The organism is Methylorubrum rhodesianum, from assembly GCF_014199985.1.
In the GTDB taxonomy this organism is placed as follows: domain Bacteria; phylum Pseudomonadota; class Alphaproteobacteria; order Rhizobiales; family Beijerinckiaceae; genus Methylobacterium; species Methylobacterium rhodesianum.
On sequence record NZ_JACHOS010000010.1, the window covers coordinates 44,787 to 61,208 of the forward strand.

The 16,422-nt window shown below is 70.2% G+C and carries 16 protein-coding genes; 9 read left to right on the forward strand and 7 right to left on the reverse strand.

Annotated features, from left to right (window positions below):
• Nucleotides 1-69: 69 nt before the first annotated feature.
• On the forward strand, nt 70-1,509 hold the full coding sequence (locus HNR01_RS15490; RefSeq protein WP_183668464.1) for an acetamidase/formamidase family protein: 1,440 nt from the start codon (nt 70-72) through the stop codon (nt 1,507-1,509).
• Nucleotides 1,510-1,662: 153 nt separating this feature from the next.
• On the opposite strand, the gene HNR01_RS15495 is transcribed toward HNR01_RS15490, so the two are convergent.
• The 6 genes from HNR01_RS15495 to HNR01_RS15520 all read right to left on the reverse strand — a co-directional run bounded on the left by HNR01_RS15495 (nt 1,663) and on the right by HNR01_RS15520 (nt 8,939).
• A complete protein-coding gene (locus HNR01_RS15495) occupies nt 1,663-1,842 on the reverse strand; it encodes a hypothetical protein (protein ID WP_026105962.1) in 180 nt (59 codons plus the stop codon).
• Nucleotides 1,843-1,916: 74 nt separating this feature from the next.
• On the reverse strand, nt 1,917-2,801 hold the full coding sequence (locus HNR01_RS15500; RefSeq protein WP_183668466.1) for a hypothetical protein: 885 nt from the start codon (nt 2,799-2,801) through the stop codon (nt 1,917-1,919).
• On the reverse strand, nt 2,798-4,873 hold the full coding sequence (locus tag HNR01_RS15505) for a glycosyltransferase (protein WP_183668468.1): 2,076 nt from the start codon (nt 4,871-4,873) through the stop codon (nt 2,798-2,800). The genes HNR01_RS15500 and HNR01_RS15505 overlap by 4 nt, the downstream gene beginning before the upstream one ends.
• Nucleotides 4,870-6,756 carry a glycosyltransferase gene (locus tag HNR01_RS15510; protein WP_183668470.1) on the reverse strand — a complete coding sequence of 629 codons (1,887 nt, stop codon included), beginning with the start codon at nt 6,754-6,756 and terminating at the stop codon, nt 4,870-4,872. Before HNR01_RS15510 ends, HNR01_RS15505 begins: the two co-directional genes overlap by 4 nt.
• A 43-nt stretch (nt 6,757-6,799) precedes the next feature.
• Nucleotides 6,800-7,501: a hypothetical protein gene (locus HNR01_RS15515; protein ID WP_183668472.1), complete on the reverse strand. Its 702-nt coding sequence runs from the start codon at nt 7,499-7,501 to the stop codon at nt 6,800-6,802.
• A 52-nt stretch (nt 7,502-7,553) separates the two neighbouring features.
• Nucleotides 7,554-8,939: a M20/M25/M40 family metallo-hydrolase gene (locus HNR01_RS15520; protein ID WP_183668474.1), complete on the reverse strand. Its 1,386-nt coding sequence runs from the start codon at nt 8,937-8,939 to the stop codon at nt 7,554-7,556.
• Nucleotides 8,940-9,253: 314 nt separating this feature from the next.
• Between HNR01_RS15520 and HNR01_RS15525 the strand changes: the two genes are divergently transcribed.
• The 8 genes from HNR01_RS15525 (at nt 9,254) to HNR01_RS15560 (ending at nt 15,667) form a co-directional block, all read left to right on the forward strand.
• Nucleotides 9,254-9,778, forward strand: coding sequence for a (2Fe-2S)-binding protein (locus HNR01_RS15525; protein WP_183668476.1), 525 nt, complete (start codon nt 9,254-9,256; stop codon nt 9,776-9,778).
• The gene (locus HNR01_RS15530; RefSeq protein WP_183668478.1) at nt 9,775-10,788 is read left to right on the forward strand and encodes an FAD binding domain-containing protein; all 1,014 of its coding nucleotides are present in this window, start codon (nt 9,775-9,777) and stop codon (nt 10,786-10,788) included. Before HNR01_RS15525 ends, HNR01_RS15530 begins: the two co-directional genes overlap by 4 nt.
• Before the next feature lie 10 nt (nt 10,789-10,798).
• Nucleotides 10,799-13,060 (forward strand): xanthine dehydrogenase family protein molybdopterin-binding subunit, encoded by a 2,262-nt coding sequence (locus HNR01_RS15535; RefSeq protein WP_183668480.1) that lies wholly within the window; start codon nt 10,799-10,801, stop codon nt 13,058-13,060.
• A gap of 357 nt (nt 13,061-13,417) precedes the next feature.
• The gene (crcB, locus tag HNR01_RS15540; RefSeq protein WP_153874114.1) at nt 13,418-13,786 is read left to right on the forward strand and encodes a fluoride efflux transporter CrcB; all 369 of its coding nucleotides are present in this window, start codon (nt 13,418-13,420) and stop codon (nt 13,784-13,786) included.
• Between the two features lie 12 nt (nt 13,787-13,798).
• Nucleotides 13,799-14,236, forward strand: a complete 438-nt coding sequence (locus HNR01_RS15545) for an EamA family transporter (RefSeq protein WP_183668482.1) — start codon at nt 13,799-13,801, stop codon at nt 14,234-14,236.
• The gene (locus HNR01_RS15550; RefSeq protein WP_183668660.1) at nt 14,236-14,898 is read left to right on the forward strand and encodes a M15 family metallopeptidase; all 663 of its coding nucleotides are present in this window, start codon (nt 14,236-14,238) and stop codon (nt 14,896-14,898) included. The genes HNR01_RS15545 and HNR01_RS15550 overlap by 1 nt, the downstream gene beginning before the upstream one ends.
• 158 nt (nt 14,899-15,056) lie before the next feature.
• On the forward strand, nt 15,057-15,344 hold the full coding sequence (locus tag HNR01_RS15555) for a hypothetical protein (RefSeq protein WP_017487247.1): 288 nt from the start codon (nt 15,057-15,059) through the stop codon (nt 15,342-15,344).
• Complete coding sequence (locus tag HNR01_RS15560) at nt 15,341-15,667, forward strand: hypothetical protein (protein WP_183668484.1); 327 nt, start codon at nt 15,341-15,343, stop codon at nt 15,665-15,667. The genes HNR01_RS15555 and HNR01_RS15560 overlap by 4 nt, the downstream gene beginning before the upstream one ends.
• Before the next feature lie 81 nt (nt 15,668-15,748).
• Here the strand turns inward: HNR01_RS15560 and HNR01_RS15565 are convergent, their stop codons facing one another.
• Entirely contained in the window at nt 15,749-16,396 is a 648-nt protein-coding gene (locus tag HNR01_RS15565) for a MarR family winged helix-turn-helix transcriptional regulator (RefSeq protein WP_153874117.1), read from the reverse strand.
• Nucleotides 16,397-16,422: the final 26 nt, after the last annotated feature.

Genomic DNA, 16,422 nt, shown 5'->3' on the forward strand with positions numbered 1-16,422 from the left:
GCGACGGGGCTCGAGCTTGGCTGTGATTTTGCATTCAGATCCATGCGTTGAACGCGCCTGGAGTCTGCAATGTGCCTTGGTGACGACCCGACCTGTGCCGCCTTCGCCGAGCATCGGCTGCGCTATCGGCGCGACATGGAGCCGGAACGGCGTGCCTTCCTGAAGAGCGGTTTCGTCGCGACCGGAGGGGCCGCCGCCCTCGCTGCGGGCGGGCTCACGCTGGTGAGCCCGGCGCTGGCGCAGAGCAGCGCGGGCCGGCTGAAGCAGACCGCGCACTACCACCTCCCGGCCAATGCCGAGACCGTGCACTGGGGCTACTTCTCGAAGAAGCTCAAACCCCAGGTCGAGATCGACTCGGGTGATTTCGTCACCATCGAGACGCTGACCCACCACGCCAACGACGATGCCGAGCGCATGGTGACGGGTGATCCCGGCGCCGAGAGCGTGTTCCTCTGGACCAAGGAGCGTAAGGGCGTCGCCCGCCGCGGCGCGGGGCCGGAGGATTCCAAGCTCGGCCCCGGCGGCGGGCTCGGCGTCCATATCTGCACCGGCCCGGTGGCGATCCGCGGGGCGGAGCCCGGCGACGTTCTGGAGGTGCGCATCCTCGACGTCGCGCCGCGCCCCTCCGCCAACCCGAAATTCAGGGGCCGGACCTTCGGCAGCAACGCCGCGGCGTGGTGGGGCTACCACTACAACGACATGCTGGGAGGCAACAAACGCGAGGTCGTCACGATCTACGAGGTCGATGCCAGCGGCGAACGCGACTGGGCCAAGGCCGTCTACAGCTTTCCCTGGCCGGGCGTCACCGATCCCGACGGGCGTGACCACCCGACGATCGATTATCCCGGCCTACCGGTCGATCACACCAAGACCCGGCGCAGCTTCGACGTGCTCAAGGGCATCCGCGTGCCGATCCGCCCGCATTTCGGCACGATGGGCCTGGCGCCGTCCGAGGCCGACATGGTGAACTCGATTCCGCCGAGCTACACCGGCGGCAACATCGACAATTGGCGCATCGGCAAGGGCGCGACGCTCTACTACCCCGTCGCCGTGCCCGGCGCGCTGTTCTCGGTGGGCGACCCCCATGCGAGCCAGGGTGATTCGGAGCTGTGCGGCACGGCGATCGAGTGCTCGCTCACCGGCACCTTTCAGTTCATCCTGCACAAGAAGGCCGATCTCGCCGGCACCTCGCTGGAGGCCCTCGACTTCCCGATGATCGAGACGAGCGAGGATTGGGTGCTCTCGGGCTTCAGCTACCCGAACTATCTGAAGGATCTCGGGCCGGACGCGCAGAACGCGATCTTCCAGAAATCCTCCATCGACCTCGCCATGCGCGATGCCTTCCGCAAGATGCGTCAGTTCCTGATGCAGGCGAAGGGTCTGACCGAGGACGAGGCGATCTCGCTGATGTCGGTCGCCGTCGATTTCGGCATCACCCAGGTCGTCGACGGCAATTGGGGCGTCCACGCCATCGTCAAGAAGGCGATCTTTTCCGAGCGGACGGTCTGAGACGGAGAAGGCCACAGGACGGAGGCCGACCCTCGCGCTGCCGGCTTGGCTCGTCGACGTTCGCGATGACGGATGGGTCCTCCTCTCCGTCATCGCGAGGCTCGGCGTCCGCGATCCGGATCGCGACGGTGGCAGAAGTGCTCCGCGCCACCCTCAGAGCTTGCGGATCTTCTCCTCGATCCGCTTGGCCTCCGCCTCGTCCACCTGCACCGGCCGCCCGCTATCGTCGGGGATGCCCTCGCCGGTCTGGCCGATGGTGGTGTCGCGGGGCCTGGAATTGGTCCCGGTCGAATCGGGGCGCTCCGCGCGCGGCTGGCGGTCGTCGTCGCTCATGGTGATGAACCTGCTCGCGTCCTTCACGGAGGAACGCGCGTCGCCGCCCCGGTTTCCCGGATGCCGGGCGGGGATCAGGCCGCCGGCCACCCCTCCCCCTTCGCGAAACGCTGTGTGGAGAAATGGCCGCCGGAAAACACCGCCGCCACGCCGGGGCGCTTGAGCCGCAGGTCCCAGGCCCGCATCTCGGCGTAGCGCAGACGCAGCACCCGGCCGTCGCGCTCGCGCGAGACGAAGCAGCGCTCGAAGGCGAGGAGCTGGGTCGGCATCGGCGGGTGCGGACCGGCGCCGGTGTCGATCTCAAGGGCCAGGGCCTCATGCCCGCCTGTCTCGAAGGCGCGGAACGCGTCGAGCAGGGCGTCGTACTCGACGCCGTCGACGCAGAGCTGAAGGCAGAAGCGTGGCGCGAAATCCGCGGCGCCGTCGAGCGGACTCTCGCGCAGCAGCGTCAGGGCGAAGCGCCCGCCCTCCGCCTCGGGCAAGGTGAGAACATGGTCCTCGGCCACGCCGTCGAGTGCCCGCAGGCGATCGGGCTCGATCGGCGAGGGTGCCGCCTCGCGCCCTTCCGCCCGGCCATCGGTGCGGAAATGCAGCAGCGGGTTGATTCCGGCCGCGACCACGTCGGGGTAGCGGGCGAGATAGAGGCTCGTGCTGAAGCCGGGGCTCGGATCGAGGCCCTGCTTTGCGCCGATCTGCCCGTAATGGCGGACAGGATCGAGCCGGGTCCGGCCGCTCTGGCGGCGGTAGAAGGCGGTGTCGAAGTCCGCGCTCGGGTTGCGGTCCCGGCGGGCGCCGAACCACGCATAGTGCAGGAACGGGTCGAGGCCGCTGCGCGCGACACGCGGATTGCGTTCACGGTAATAGGCGGTGTCGAACAGCTTCGGCACGCGGCCGATCACGGCGCGGCGCAGGAGGCCGGTGGCGAGGCCGACGAGGCGGGCGACGGGAGAGGTGCTCATGCCACCACCTGCGCCTCGCAGAGCGCCCGGATCGCCGTCGCGAAGGCACCGGCGTCGCAATCCGCGGCGATTCTCCGTCCTCCCTCCGTCCGGACGCGATCCCAAAGGGCGGCGTCCTCGTGGAGCGCCACCAGCGCCTCGGCGAAGGGCTTCGGATCGCGCCAATCGCGGATGAGAAGGCCGGCGCCATCCTCCCAGCCGACCTGATCGGCGAGGATCGGCGTGACGACGCAGGGGAGCCCCCGCGCCACCGCCTCGTGGACCTTGTGCGGGATGCCGGCTGCGAAGCGCGTGGGCGCCAGGAAGACGCGGGCGGCATCGAGATAAGGCTCGGTCTGGGGCACCCGGCCGGTGACCCGCACGCCCGGCTCCCGGGCGTAGCGCTCCCGGATCTCCGGCGCGATTCCGCCGACGATCGTCAGTGCCGCCTCCGGCAGCGCACCGCGCACGAGGGGCCAGACGCTCCCGAAAAACCAATCGAGGGAATCGACGTTGGGCTGGCCCTCGCGGGCGAGCGCGCCGACGAAGACGAAACCGCTCCGCGACGCGAAACCCGGCGTCGGCGCCTCCGGCAGCGTCAGGGCGTGGCCGAGCACGGTGGCGTTGCAGGCGCTGTAGCGGGCGAGCACCCGCGCCTCTGCGGGCGAGACGCAGACCACGGCGTCGGCGAGGCCGAACAGGCGCGTCTCACGTTCGGCCTGCCACGCCAGATCGGCGGCGACCGCGCTGCCCGAGGTCGCGGCCCCGGTCACGAAGTCGCGCAGCGCGAACAGGGCTTCCGAGTCGAAGATCACTTTCGATCGCACGAAGCCCCGCGGGTCGAGTCCGGCGGCGTGCAGCGCCTGCGTGACGAACAGGATGTTGTGCGGCCGGCTGACCCACAGCACGTCGTAATGGTCGCGCCGCTCGGTGATCAGGCGGGCAAAGCCGTCGTCGCCGCTGGCATAGGCGATCTCGATGCGCTCATCGAGATCGCGGTAGCGCTGCGCCTCCTCCGCATCCGCCTCGTAGTTCGGAAAGAAGGTCACCGCGTAGCCGAGACCCGCCATGGCGTTGAGGATGGCGTTGGCCCGCGGCAGGCCGGCGCCGAGATCGAGATGCGGCACCCGGTCATCCACGTAGAGCACGCGCAGGCGCCAGGGATCGTGGTCGAGGAGGCCCGTTCCCCTCGGTTGCGGCCCCTGCGCGAACAGGTTCGCGCGGTGGCGGTCGAGGAAGCGGGCGCGGTTGCGATCGAGCAGGGCCTCCACATCCTCGCGGCGGGCGCTGGTGGCGTTCTCGTAGTGGATCGCCGTGGCCCGCGGCTGCACGATCACCCGCCGCCCGGCCTGATGGCAGCGCAGGCAGAGGTCGGTGTCCTCGAAATAGGCCGGGGCGAAGAGCGGGTCGAAGCCGCCCAGGCCTTCGAACAGGTCCCGCTCGATCATCAGCACGGCGCCCGAGACGTAGCCGACATCGCGGGTCGCGGCGTGCTCGGGGGCGAAGGGGTCGGCGTTGCCGCGGCCGTGCGGATGGGTGAGCCCGGCATCGTCGCGGAAGCCCGCGCCGGATTCCTGCAGAACGCCGCCAGGGAAGACGAGTCGGGCGCCGACGATGCCGGTGCCCTCGTACTCGCGGAAGGTCGCGACCATCGCCGCCAGCGCGCCGGGCAGGAGATCGACATCCGGGTTGAGGAACAGGATGTAGCGCCCCCGCGCCCGCGCCGCGCCGGCGTTGCAGGCGGGGCCGAAGCCGGTGTTGGTGGCGTTCTCGATCAGCGTGACCCCGTCGAGATGCCGGTAGAGGGCGCGGGTCTCCGGCGCCGAGGCGTTGTCGACCAGCACGACTTCGAAGCTGACGCCGGCCAGAACCTGCCCCGCGCAGAGGCGGGTGAGGGTGAGTGCCAGGAGGTGGCGGGCGTCGCGGGCGACGATGACGATGGAGACGTCCGGCTCAGGCTGCGGCGCGAAGGCGAGGCGGACGCCGTTGCGGACGATCGCGTCGAAGATCAGCGCGGCCTCGGCGAGCGCCGCGCGGCGCCCGATACCGGGATCGACGGTGTCGAGCAGGGGAACGGCGGGAATCTCGCTCATGGTCCGGTCATGGGTTGGGCCGCGTCCTCCGCCAGGAAGATCCGGCCGATCCCGTCATCGGTGAGGAACAGGAGGCGGCGGCCGTCCGACGGCATGGAAGCCGCGCGGAAGGACAGGCTCACGGGGAGCGGCGCGGGCAGACGGCCGGTGAGATCGGCATAGATATCAGTCCCGCGCCGGTGGAGCGGCGTGACCCGTTCGAGGCGCAGTTCGGAAGCCCCCTCCTCCGCGATCAGGAAGGCCACCGCCGGATGGGTGCCGTTGACGAGAACGCCGGGCAGCAGGGTCGCGATCTCGATGCGATCCCCCGCGCGGCCGACGATCCGGCCTCGCGTCTCCCAATCGGCCTGGATGCCCGCGAAGCTGCGGGCGAGCGCGACGCGGGTCTCGGGCGTCAGCTTACGGTCACGCACCCATTCGGGCGAGAGGGCGACGTCGAGGGCGCCGAGATCCGGCGGCGCGCCGTCGACGGAGGCGTCCGCATGGGCGAACCAGCGCTGCCGCCGGGGTGTGTAGACGTCCGCCGTGCCCTGTCCCGGCCTTCGTTCGGTAGCGACCAGCACCCCGAGATCAGGGTCGGCGGCGGGCAGGGAGCGGGCGGAGGTCTCGCAGGTCAGAACGAGGCCGCCGCCTCGGAACGTACCTGCTCGCTCCGCTTCAGGAGTTCCCTGCCCCACATCCTGCCTGGCGGGCGAGGCGAGGGCACGGTCACCGCAACGCGCCCTCAGCAGCCCGGTCAGCTCCGCTTCCGCCGCCAGGGCCGCCGCGGCGTAGCGGGTGAACAGCGCCTCGCTCGCCCGCGTCAGTTGCGCCAGCGCGTCGGCATCGTCGGCCACCGCCAGCACCACCTCCTTCACCGCCTCCGCGTCGCGGCAGCGATGGGCCGGCGCCTCGGGCTCGAAGCCTTCGAGTCCGATCTCGGTGCCGATCACCGGGCGACCGAAGGAGAGCGCCTCGCCGACTTTCATCTTGAGCCCGGAACCCATGAGCATCGGCGCCACGACGAGATCGGCCTGCGCGTAGAACTCGTCGAGCCGGTCGAGATAGCCGAGCAGCCGCACGCCCGGTCCCTCGACGCCGGGCAGGCTGCGGCAGATCTCGCCGGCGATGACGAGCTCGGGGCGATCCGGTGTCCAGCCGTCGCGCCAGACGCGGATGAACCGGCCGATGGAGAACAGGTTCGGGTCGTTGCCGTGGCCGAGGAAGCCGATCCGCTTGACCTGATCGGGCACGGAGAAGGATTTCCGCGCGGGAAAATGCGGCGGCAGAAGCAGGACGCGGCTGTCGGTCTGGCCGGCGAAAATGCCCGCTTCCGCCGCCTGGATCGCCAGCACGACGTCGGCTCGCGACAGCCCCTGCGCCTCACCGGCCGCGTCGGTGTAGAAGAAGTTCGGCTCGGCGCGGAACGGCCGGTACTGGTTCTGGCGGCCGGCGAAGCGGTCGTGGGTGTCGATGAGCGTCAACACGCCCGGCGGCACCCGCTCCAGGGCGCGCGAGAGGAAGACGTAGTTGACCAGCGCCGCGCCGGTGTTGGGATAGGCCGAGAAGTACCACGCGACGAACGCGCCGACCTCGTCGGGGCACCACTCGTCGATCCCGAACGAAGTCGCGCGCGTCTTGAGCGGAATCACGGTCCGCGCCTCGATCAGGAAGACGTTCCGGAACGTCGCTTCCATCGCCCGAAAGTCGGTCGGCGGGTGCTGGCCGAAACGGCGGTAGATCTGATCCTCGTGGGCGTAATAGGCGAGGTCGATGGCGAAGCCGCCGCGGGTCAGCGCCTCGCAGGTGGCCGCGAGCCGGCGCCGGTTGCCGGCACTCACGGGCGCCGCCGGCATCGGCGCGAGCACGAGGATCGCTGGCTTGTCCGGCCTGTCGGGCGGCATCAGGCGGCCCATCGCGTCACGAGGCCCATATGCGTCACGAAGGTCATCTCGTCAGCGCCGTGAAGCCGTGGGCACTGAGCGCGTAGGAGCGCTCGGGCAGACCCTCGGGAGGCGCCCCCCAGACGGGTTCGAGCGTCAGGTTCTGGCGCGGATGCTTGCTCGGATGATTGCCGAAGCGCAGGCGTGAGCGCGCGACCCTGGCACAGCCCCAGCCGGCGCGGGTGCGAAACAGCAGGCCGTGCGGAACCGCCGTACCGCCGAGCGACCAGCCGCCGTCCTCGTCCGCGAGATCCGGCGCATCCTCGGCGGCCGGCAGCGCGGCGATCGCCGCCTCGACGAGACCGAACAGGCGTCCGAGCGGCGCGAGGCCGGCGGTGCCCGCGGAAAGCAGCGCCCGCGCGAGGAGGATCCGCTCGGCTGCGCTGAGGGCGTCGGCCCAGGCGGGGGCGGGCTGCACCGCGAGATCGCGGAAATGGGTGGCGACGGTCACGCTGTCGCGCAGGGCGGCGCCGTCGCCTTCGAGCACCAGCAGGCAGACGGGCCCCTCCGTCGCACCGGCGCCGAGCCCGTCCAGGGCCCAGGTCACCAGACGCAAACCTTCGGGCGCCGACACGTGCAGCGGGATCGGCAGCGAGGGCGGCAAGGGGAAGCGCAGCACGCAGGCGTCGGGCGCGGCCTCGATCAGCTGGCCGGGCAGCGACGCAGGGGCACCGCTCGACAGTCCGGAGAGGGCAGCCGCATTCATGCTGCCGGAGATCCCAGCCGGAGAAGCCGACGCTCGCCCATCCGATCCGGCATCACGCCTCGGCCAGCGCCGAGAGGATCCGCGCCCAGGAGCGTGTGCCCTTGTGGAAGCTCGTCAGCTCGTACTTCTCGTTGGGCGAGTGGATGCGGTCATCGTCGAGGCCGAAGCCGATCAGCAGGGTGTCGAGCCCGAGGATGCGCTTGAAATCGCCGACGATCGGGATCGAGCCACCGGCGCCCACCGCCACCGCCTCGCGGCCCCATTCGGCCGAGAGGGCTGCTTGCGCGGCCGCGAGCTGCGGCATGTCGTAGGGCAGAGCCACCGCCCGCGAGCCCTTGTAGCAGATCACCTCCACCGAGCAGTCGGCGGGCACGCGCTCGCGCACGAAGGCCTCGAAGGTCTTCGAGAGCTGCTCCGGGTCCTGGTCGTCGACGAGGCGGAACGAGACCTTCGCGGAGGCCTGGGACGCGATGACGGTCTTGGTCCCCTCGCCCGTATAGCCGCCGATGATGCCGTTCACGTCGCAGGCCGGCCGCGACTGGATCAGCTCGATCGGCAGCCGCCCGCGCTCGCCCGCCGGCTGCTTCAGGCCGATCGGTCCCAGGAATTTCTCGGGCGTCAGCCCGAGCGAGCGCCACTGCTCCAGCAGCTCCGGCGGCGGCTCGCGCACGCCGTCGTAGAAGCCCGGCAGGGTCACGCGGCCATCCGCGTCGTGCAGGTCGGCGATGATCCGCGACAGCACGTGGATCGGATTCGCCGCGGCGCCGCCGAAGAAGCCGGAATGGAGGTCGCGGTCGGCGCAGGTGACCTTGACCTCATAATAGGCGAGGCCGCGCAGCGAGGTCGTGATCTGCGGAGTCTCGCGGTCCCACATGCCGGTGTCGCAGACGAGCGCCACATCCGCCTTCAGCCGCTCGCGATTGGCCTCGACCCATTCGGGCAGTCCTTGGGAGCCGTTCTCCTCCGCTCCCTCGATGAGGATGGTGACCCCGACCGGCAGATCGCCGTTCATGGCGAGATGCGCGCGGCAGGCCTCGACGAAGGTCATCACCTGACCCTTGTCGTCGGATGCGCCGCGGGCGACGATCCGCTTCGTGCCGTCCGCCTCCTCGATGCGGGGGTCGAACGGCGCGGTCCGCCAGAGATTCAGCGGATCGACCGGCTGCACGTCGTAATGGCCGTAGAACAGCACGTGCGGCGCGCCCGGCTTCGGGCGGTGGGCCAGAACGACGGGGTGGAGCGAGGTCTCCTCGACGCTGGTCTCGAAGCCGAGCGCAGTCAGGTTCCCTTCCAGCCACTGCGCCGCCTCGCGGCAATGGCCGGCATAGGCCGAGTCGGTCGAGATCGAGGGGATGCGCAGCCACGCGAACAGCCGCTCCAGGCTGTTGTCCAGATCGCGGTCGATGTCGTTGAGGACGGGGTCGAGTGCATCGGCCATGGCGGCTCCTCGAAGTCGGCGTGCGGGGCAAGCGTTAGCCGAGCTTCTCGCCGCGCGTAACCCCGCCCTTCACCCGGCCCTTCGCCCCACCCCCGACGGGAAGCCGCCCCGTATCCCGCCGGCCCGTGATCGGGCCGGTCCGTCGGCTCCAACGGCCGAGCGGAACAGGGTCACCTTGGAATGGTTATCGACACGACCCGGCGCGGGCCCTCAAGACCGCGCCCTTTCAAGACGCGCTCCCTGTTCGGTCCTCGCGAAGCCTCCCGGCCCGCGCTTCGTCCGTGTGGGGCTCGCGCCTCATCACGGATGTAACCATGCTCATCGACAGCGGTTCGCCCGGCGGCGTCGGGACAATCGGCATCACGCTCACCATCAATGGCGAGCGGCGCGAGCTTCAGGTGGCGCCCTGGACCACGCTGCTCGACCTCCTGCGCGAGCGCCTCGACCTGACCGGCACCAAGAAGGGCTGCGACCATGGTCAGTGCGGCGCCTGCACCGTGCTGGTGAACGGCACGCGCATCAACTCTTGCCTCACGCTCGCCGTGATGAAGGACGGCGCGGAGATCACCACCGTCGAGGGTCTGGCCGGCCTCGCCCATCGCGAGGGCACGAACAGCCTCCACCCGATCCAGGAAGCCTTCGTCGAGCACGACGCCTTCCAGTGCGGCTACTGCACCCCGGGTCAGCTCTGCTCCTCCGTCGGAATGATGAACGAGGGCCACGCCAAGACGCGCGACGAGATCCGCGAGGCGATGAGCGGCAACATCTGCCGTTGCGGTGCCTACACCAACATCGTCGACGCGATCGAGGATGTGATGCAGCAGGGAGGCGCCCGATGAACCGCTTCGATTACGTCCGTCCCAGCACGGTGGCGGAGGCGGTGCAGGCGCTCGGCAGCGATCCGGCGGCCCGTTTCATCGCCGGCGGCACCAACCTCATCGACTTGATGAAGTACGATGTCGAGCGGCCGGGAAAGCTCATCGACATCACCCGGCTGCCGCTGGACAAGATCGAGGAGCGCGACGGGGGCCTGCGCATCGGCGCGCTCGTGACCAACGCGGCGCTCGCCTACGACGCCCGCATCCGCGAGCGCTACCCGCTGCTGGCGGACGCGATCCTGGCCGGCGCCTCGGCGCAGCTGCGCAACGCGGCCTCCACCGGCGGCAACCTACTGCAGCGCACCCGCTGCTACTACTTCTACGATACGGCCACGCCCTGCAACAAGCGCGAGCCCGGCACCGGCTGCTCGGCGATCGGCGGCGTCGACCGCATCCACGCGATCCTCGGCACCAGCGAGCACTGCATCGCCACCCACCCTTCCGACATGTGCGTGGCTTTGGCCGCACTGGAGGCGACGGTGCGGGTCAGCGGGCCGCAGGGCGACCGCGCGATCCCGTTCGCCGAGTTCCACCGCCTGCCGGGTGACGATCCGGCCAAGGACACCAACCTCGCGCCCGGCGAGATCATCGTCTCCGTCGATCTGCCGGCCAGGGGCTTTGCCGGGCACCATACCTATCTGAAGCTGCGCGACCGGCTCTCCTACGCCTTCGCGCTGGTCTCGGTCGCGGCCGCGCTCGAACTCGACGGGCGGACCATCCGCACCGCGCGCCTCGCGCTCGGGGGCGTCGCTCACAAGCCCTGGCGCAACACGGACGCCGAGGCCCTGCTGCAGGGCAGGCCGGCGACGCGCGAGAGCTTCAAGGCGGCCGCCGACCTCGTCCTGCGCGAGGCCAAGCCGCAATCGACCAACGGCTTCAAGATCGAGCTGGCGCGCCGCGCCATCGTCCGGGGCCTGGAGCAGGCCGCCGCCGGCACACCCCAGTCCCAGTCCGACAAGCGCATCCAGTAAGGAGCCGTCCATGACCGTTCAGATCAGCACGGCGGCTGGCCGCGACCGGTTCGTCGGCAGCGCCGTCAGCCGCGTCGACGGCCCGGCCAAGGTCACGGGTCTCGCCAAGTATGCCGGCGAGTTCGCCGCGCCCGACCTCGCCTACGGCGTGGTCGTGTCGAGCGCCATCGCCAAGGGCAGCATCCGGAGCATCGACGCCTCCGCGGCGGAGGCGGTGCCCGGCGTCATCAAGGTGATCACCCACGAGAACCGCCCGGCCACCTCCGACAACCCGGAGGATTACCAGGACGCGGTGGCGCCCCCCGGCGCGCCGTTCCAGGCGCTGGCGACCAACCGGATCGTCTTCTCCGGCCAGCCGGTGGCCCTCGTCGTGGCCGAGGATTTCGAGACGGCGCGCTACGCCGCCTCCCTGGTGCGGGTCGATTACGGGGTCGTGGCGCCCCGCACCGACCTCGCGGCGCAGGCGCCCGAGGCCTACGATCCGCCGATGAAGCGGGCCGGCATCAAGCCGCCGCCGGAGCCGTGGGGCGACGCCGAGACGGCGTTCGACGCCGCGGAGATCCGCGTGAACGGCCAGTACCGGATGGCCGACGAGCATCACAACCCGATGGAGCCGCACGCCTCCACCGTCGTGGTGGAGAAGGACGGCACCTACACCGTCTACGACAAGATCCAGGGCGTCTCGAACACCCACGACTACATCGCCAGCGCCTTCGGCCTGAAGCCGGAGCAGGTGCGGGTCCTGAACCCCTATCTCGGCGGCGGCTTCGGCTCGGGCCTTCGCCCGCAATACCAGCTCTTTCTGGCGATGCTGGCGGCCAAGGATCTCGGGCGCTCGGTGCGGGTGACGCTGACCCGCGACCAGATGTGGTCCTTCACCTACCGCTCTGAGGCGCTTCAGACCGTCTCGCTCGGCGCGGACCGCTCGGGCAAGCTCACCGCGCTCAGGCACGACGCGGTGCAGGGCACCTCGTCTTACGAGGACTATCAGGAGGTCGTCGTCAACTGGTCGGGCGTGCTCTACGACTGCGACAACGTCAAGCTCACCTACAGCCTGGCCAAGCTCGACACTCCCACGCCAGGCGACATGCGCGCGCCGGGCGCCGTGACCGGCGTCTACGCCATCGAGACGGCGATGGACGAGCTGGCCTACGCCACCGGCCAGGATCCGATCGCGCTGCGGCTGAAGAACTACACCGAGAGCGATCCGACCGAGGAGAAGCCGTTCGGCTCCAAGGCGCTCAAGGAGTGTTTCCGCCAGGGCGCCGAACGTTTCGGCTGGAGCCGCCGCACCCCTGAGCCGCGCTCCATGCGCGAGGGCCGCGAACTCGTCGGCTGGGGCATGGCGACCGGCATCTGGGAATCGATGATGATGCAGTCGAGCGCCCACGCGGTGCTCACCGCCGACGGCCGGCTCGAGGTCGGCAACCAGACGGGCGATCTCGGCACCGGCACCTACACGATCCTGACTCAGATCGCCGCCGACACGCTCGGCCTGCCGCTGGACCATGTCACGACCAAGCTCGGCGACACCACCCTCGCCAAAGCCCCCGTGGCGGGCGGCTCGTGGACGGCGGCCTCGTCGGGCACAGCCGTGATGAAGGCCTGCCGCGACATCGCCGAGCAGGCGTTCAAGCTCGCCCGCGGCATGGAGAACTCGCCGCTGGCCAACGCCGATTTCGAGCGCGTGGTGTTCTCGAACGGCCGCATCGAGGTGACGGGCGATCCTTCGAAGAGCGTGGCGCTGGCCGACGTCCTGAAGGCGACCGGAACGCAGAAGCTCGAGGCGACCGGCGAGGCCGCTCCGGACAAGGACTTCGCCCAGCAATACGAGGCCTATACCCATTCGGCGATCTTCGCGGAGGTGAAGATCGACGAGGAGCTCGGGATCGTGCGCTGCACCCGCGTGATCTCGGCCATCGCGGCGGGCAAGATCCTCAACCTCAAGACGGCCCGCAGCCAGATCCTGGGCGGAATCGTCATGGGCATCGGTTCGGCGTTGCACGAGGAATCGATGCTCGATCACCGCATCGGCCGGTTCATGAACCACAATCTCGGCGAGTACCACGTGCCGGTGAACGCCGACATTCACGACCTCGACGTGATCTTCGTGGACGAGGAGGACAAGGCGAACCCGCTCGGCGTGAAGGGTCTCGGCGAGATCGGTATCGTCGGCGTGGCCGCTGCGATCTCGAACGCGGTCTTCCACGCCACCGGCAAGCGCATCCGCCACTTGCCGATCACGCCGGACAAGGTCATAGGAGAGGGCTGATCAGCACCGTCATGAACCGAAGGGACCCACCGGCTCCGTCGGTGGGTCCCTCTCGTCGGATTGGCTTCCGCGCAAGGCGGGCGCGTCGACAGATCGAAGAGCCGTCCGATCGCGGCGGCGGCGCAGCATTCCGGCGATCGTCATTCCGGGGCGCCGAAGGCGAACCCGGACTCCACGACCGGCCGCGACGCCCTGCTTCCAACGACGCATCACGGGTGGTTTCCGGGTTCCGCGACGCGGCCCCGGACTGACGGCTGTGATGAACGGGAAAGCGTCTGTAAGATCGTCAGCCTGCGTCCGGCGCCACACCTCGTCGACCGAGGTGATCACCCGGCGCCCCTTCCCGAGCCTTCAGACTTGAACACCCTCCTCGTCTTCCTCGGTGCCGGCCTCGGCGGTGTGCTGCGCCACGGGGTCAATCTCTGGGCCGTGCGGCTCGGATCGAGCTTCCCGTGGGGCACGCTCGGCATCAACATCGTCGGCTCGGTCCTGATGGGGATCGTCACCGGCTGGATGGCCGCGCGCGGCGGCCCCCTCCAGGCCCGGCTGTTCGTGGCGACCGGGATCCTGGGCGGCTTCACCACCTTCTCGACCTTCTCTCTCGAGGCCGTCACCCTGATGGAGCGCGGCGACGGGCTCGCGGCCCTCGCCTACGTCCTCGTCTCGGTGCTGGCGGGGATCGGCGGGCTGGCCCTGGCGCTGGTCGTCATGCGCCACGCCCTGTAGCGGAGGCTTCCCGTGGCCGATCTTCTCCTGTCGTGGCGGTTCTGGGCCCTGCTCTCGGCCGGGTTCGCCGCCGCCACCGCGATCCTCGCCAAGGTCGGAATCGACGGCGTGGCGCCGGACGTGGCGACCTTCATCCGGACCGTGGTGATCCTGTTGCTGACGGGCGCCATCGTCGTCACCGCGGGACAGGCGTCGGATCTTGGCCGTGTTTCGACGAAAAACCTCGTCTTCCTGACCCTGTCGGGGCTCGCCACCGGTGCGTCCTGGCTCTGCTACTTCCGGGCGTTGGCCCTGGGCGAGGCCGCCCGCGTCGCCCCGCTGGACAAGCTGAGCGTCGTCCTGGTCGCGGTATTCGGCGTCCTCTTCCTCGGCGAGCGCCTCGCGCCGCATCACTGGGCCGGCGTCGCGCTGATCGCCGCCGGCGCGGGATTGCTGGCATGGCGGACCTGATGCGCACGGTCCTGACGGGCCTCGCCCTCGCCGCCGCCCAGCCCGCCGCGACGGAGGCCGGCCCCTTCGTCGATGCGGGCGGCGTGGTGCCGGGCCTTGTCCTCGACCTGCGCTATGCCGGCTCCGACAATTTCATCGGCCGCCCCATCGCCGGCTACGAGGCGCCGCGCTGCCTGCTGACGCCGCAGGCGGCGCGGGCGCTGGCGACGGTCCAGGCGGCGCTGGCGCCCGAGGGTCTCGGCCTCAAGGTGTTCGACTGCTACCGCCCGCGCCGCGCGGTCGCGGATTTCGCGGCCTGGGCGCGCGACCCCGCCGACACGCGCATGAAGCCCGCCTACTACCCGCGGACCGACAAGGCCGATCTCTTCCGCCTCGGCTACATCGCCGAGCGCTCGTCGCATTCCCGCGGCTCGACGGTGGATCTGACGCTGGTGCGCCGCGCCGACGGGGCCGAGCTCGACATGGGCACCCCCTTCGACCTGTTCGACGAGGCGTCGGCGACCGATTTTCCTGGCCTCTCCCCGGAGCAGGCCCGCAACCGCCGCCGCCTGCGCGACGCGATGATTCGCGCCGGCTTCGTCCCCTATGCCCAGGAATGGTGGCACTTCACCCTCCGGGACGAGCCCTTCCCCACAACCTCCTTCGATCAACCCGTGCGATGAGCGTCTCGGCCAAGCCGAGACGGGACGGGAGTTTTCCAGCGCCGATTGAATTGTTCTAAATCGATGCTGTAACAGCTCAAAATAGAGGATATTTAAAGTATTTCCAATGTTTTAGAGAATGCTTGCATACCAACTATAGTTGGAGCCATGGTGGACCCATGGCGCACATTCTCCTGTTCCCGAACGTCTCTCACGACGGCCGGTGGCCCGCACGGGCCGATAGGCCGCCCCCGGTTCGCGACAGCGCGGGCGGCCTCGCCGCTCTGCTCGCGACTCTCGAAAACGTGCTGGAAGCCGTCCGTCTCGCGTGGTGGGACGGCTCCTCCCTCGCGCTGAGTCGGGGGGGCCTCGAAACCCTGGTCGGGCTCGAGCCCGGAGACGCGACGCCGCCGCGCCTCGTGCCGGTCGAAGCCCGGGCGCGGATGCGGACGGAGGTTCGGGCATGAGCGCCGGTCTCGGCACGCCTCCCTCCGACGCGGCGGAGCGACACGCGCAGGGGATGCTGGAGCGGGCGCTCACCGTCGCCTTCTGGCAGGCGCTTCAGCGGGAACCGATGCATGTCATGGCCGCGCTGGAGGCGGCGGCGCGCACCGTCGGCACGCTCTACCGGCAGGTGGCCGCCGCGCATGGGCCGGACGGACATTGCGCCTGCGGCTGGGAACCCGATCCGGAAACCGACCTCATCGTCCTGGAAGCGATGCTGGCCGCCGCCCTCGCACATCCGCCCCGGCGCGAGCTTGCCGACATGGTGCCGGTCGGTCGGGCCTGAAACCGTCGGACGGGCGCCTGTTTCCGGGCGCTCGTTTCTCAGCGGGTTCGGACAAGCCGGCCCGCCTTCCGGGACGGCACCCTATGATCGCGCCACCGCGTCGGAGGCCGCCGATCCCAGCAGGGCCTCGTCCTCGTCGTCGACCTCGCCGTCGATTTCGGAATCGGCTTCCTCGTGGCCGCTCACGCCCGCGGCTTCCGCGAGGTTGCGGGCGACGCGGCGCAGGAGCTTGCGCAGGCGGCGCCGCTCCTTGTTGTCGAAGTCTTCGAGCAGTTCGGCCTCGACCTCGTCCCAGATGCGCTCGATGGCGGCGGCCTTGGCCATCCCGGTCTCGGTCAGGCGCACGCGCACGATGCGCCCGTCACCGGCCTCGGCCCGGCGCTCGACGAAGCCGAGGGCGGCGAGCCGCGAGATCGTCTTCGAGGCGGTGGGTGGGCGCACCCGCAGGGTCGCGGCGAGATCGCCCATGGTCATGCTGCCGGCGGCGGCGAGCGCCTGCACCACCTGCTCCTGGCCGGCGAACAGGTCGAGTTCGGCGAGCCGGTCGCCAACCCGGGCGCGATGCAGCCGCGCCGCCTGGACCAGCGCCCAGCCGACGCTCTTGGCCGCCGGGGGACGCAGCCGCTTGACGGTCTTGCCCGCGCGGTCCTTCTGCGCGCCTCGGCCATCCGACGTTCCGGTGGCCTCGCCGTGTGCCGCCACGGCGACCGCTTCGTTTGCCGCCGACATGATCCGGTTTCCCTTCACGGACGCGC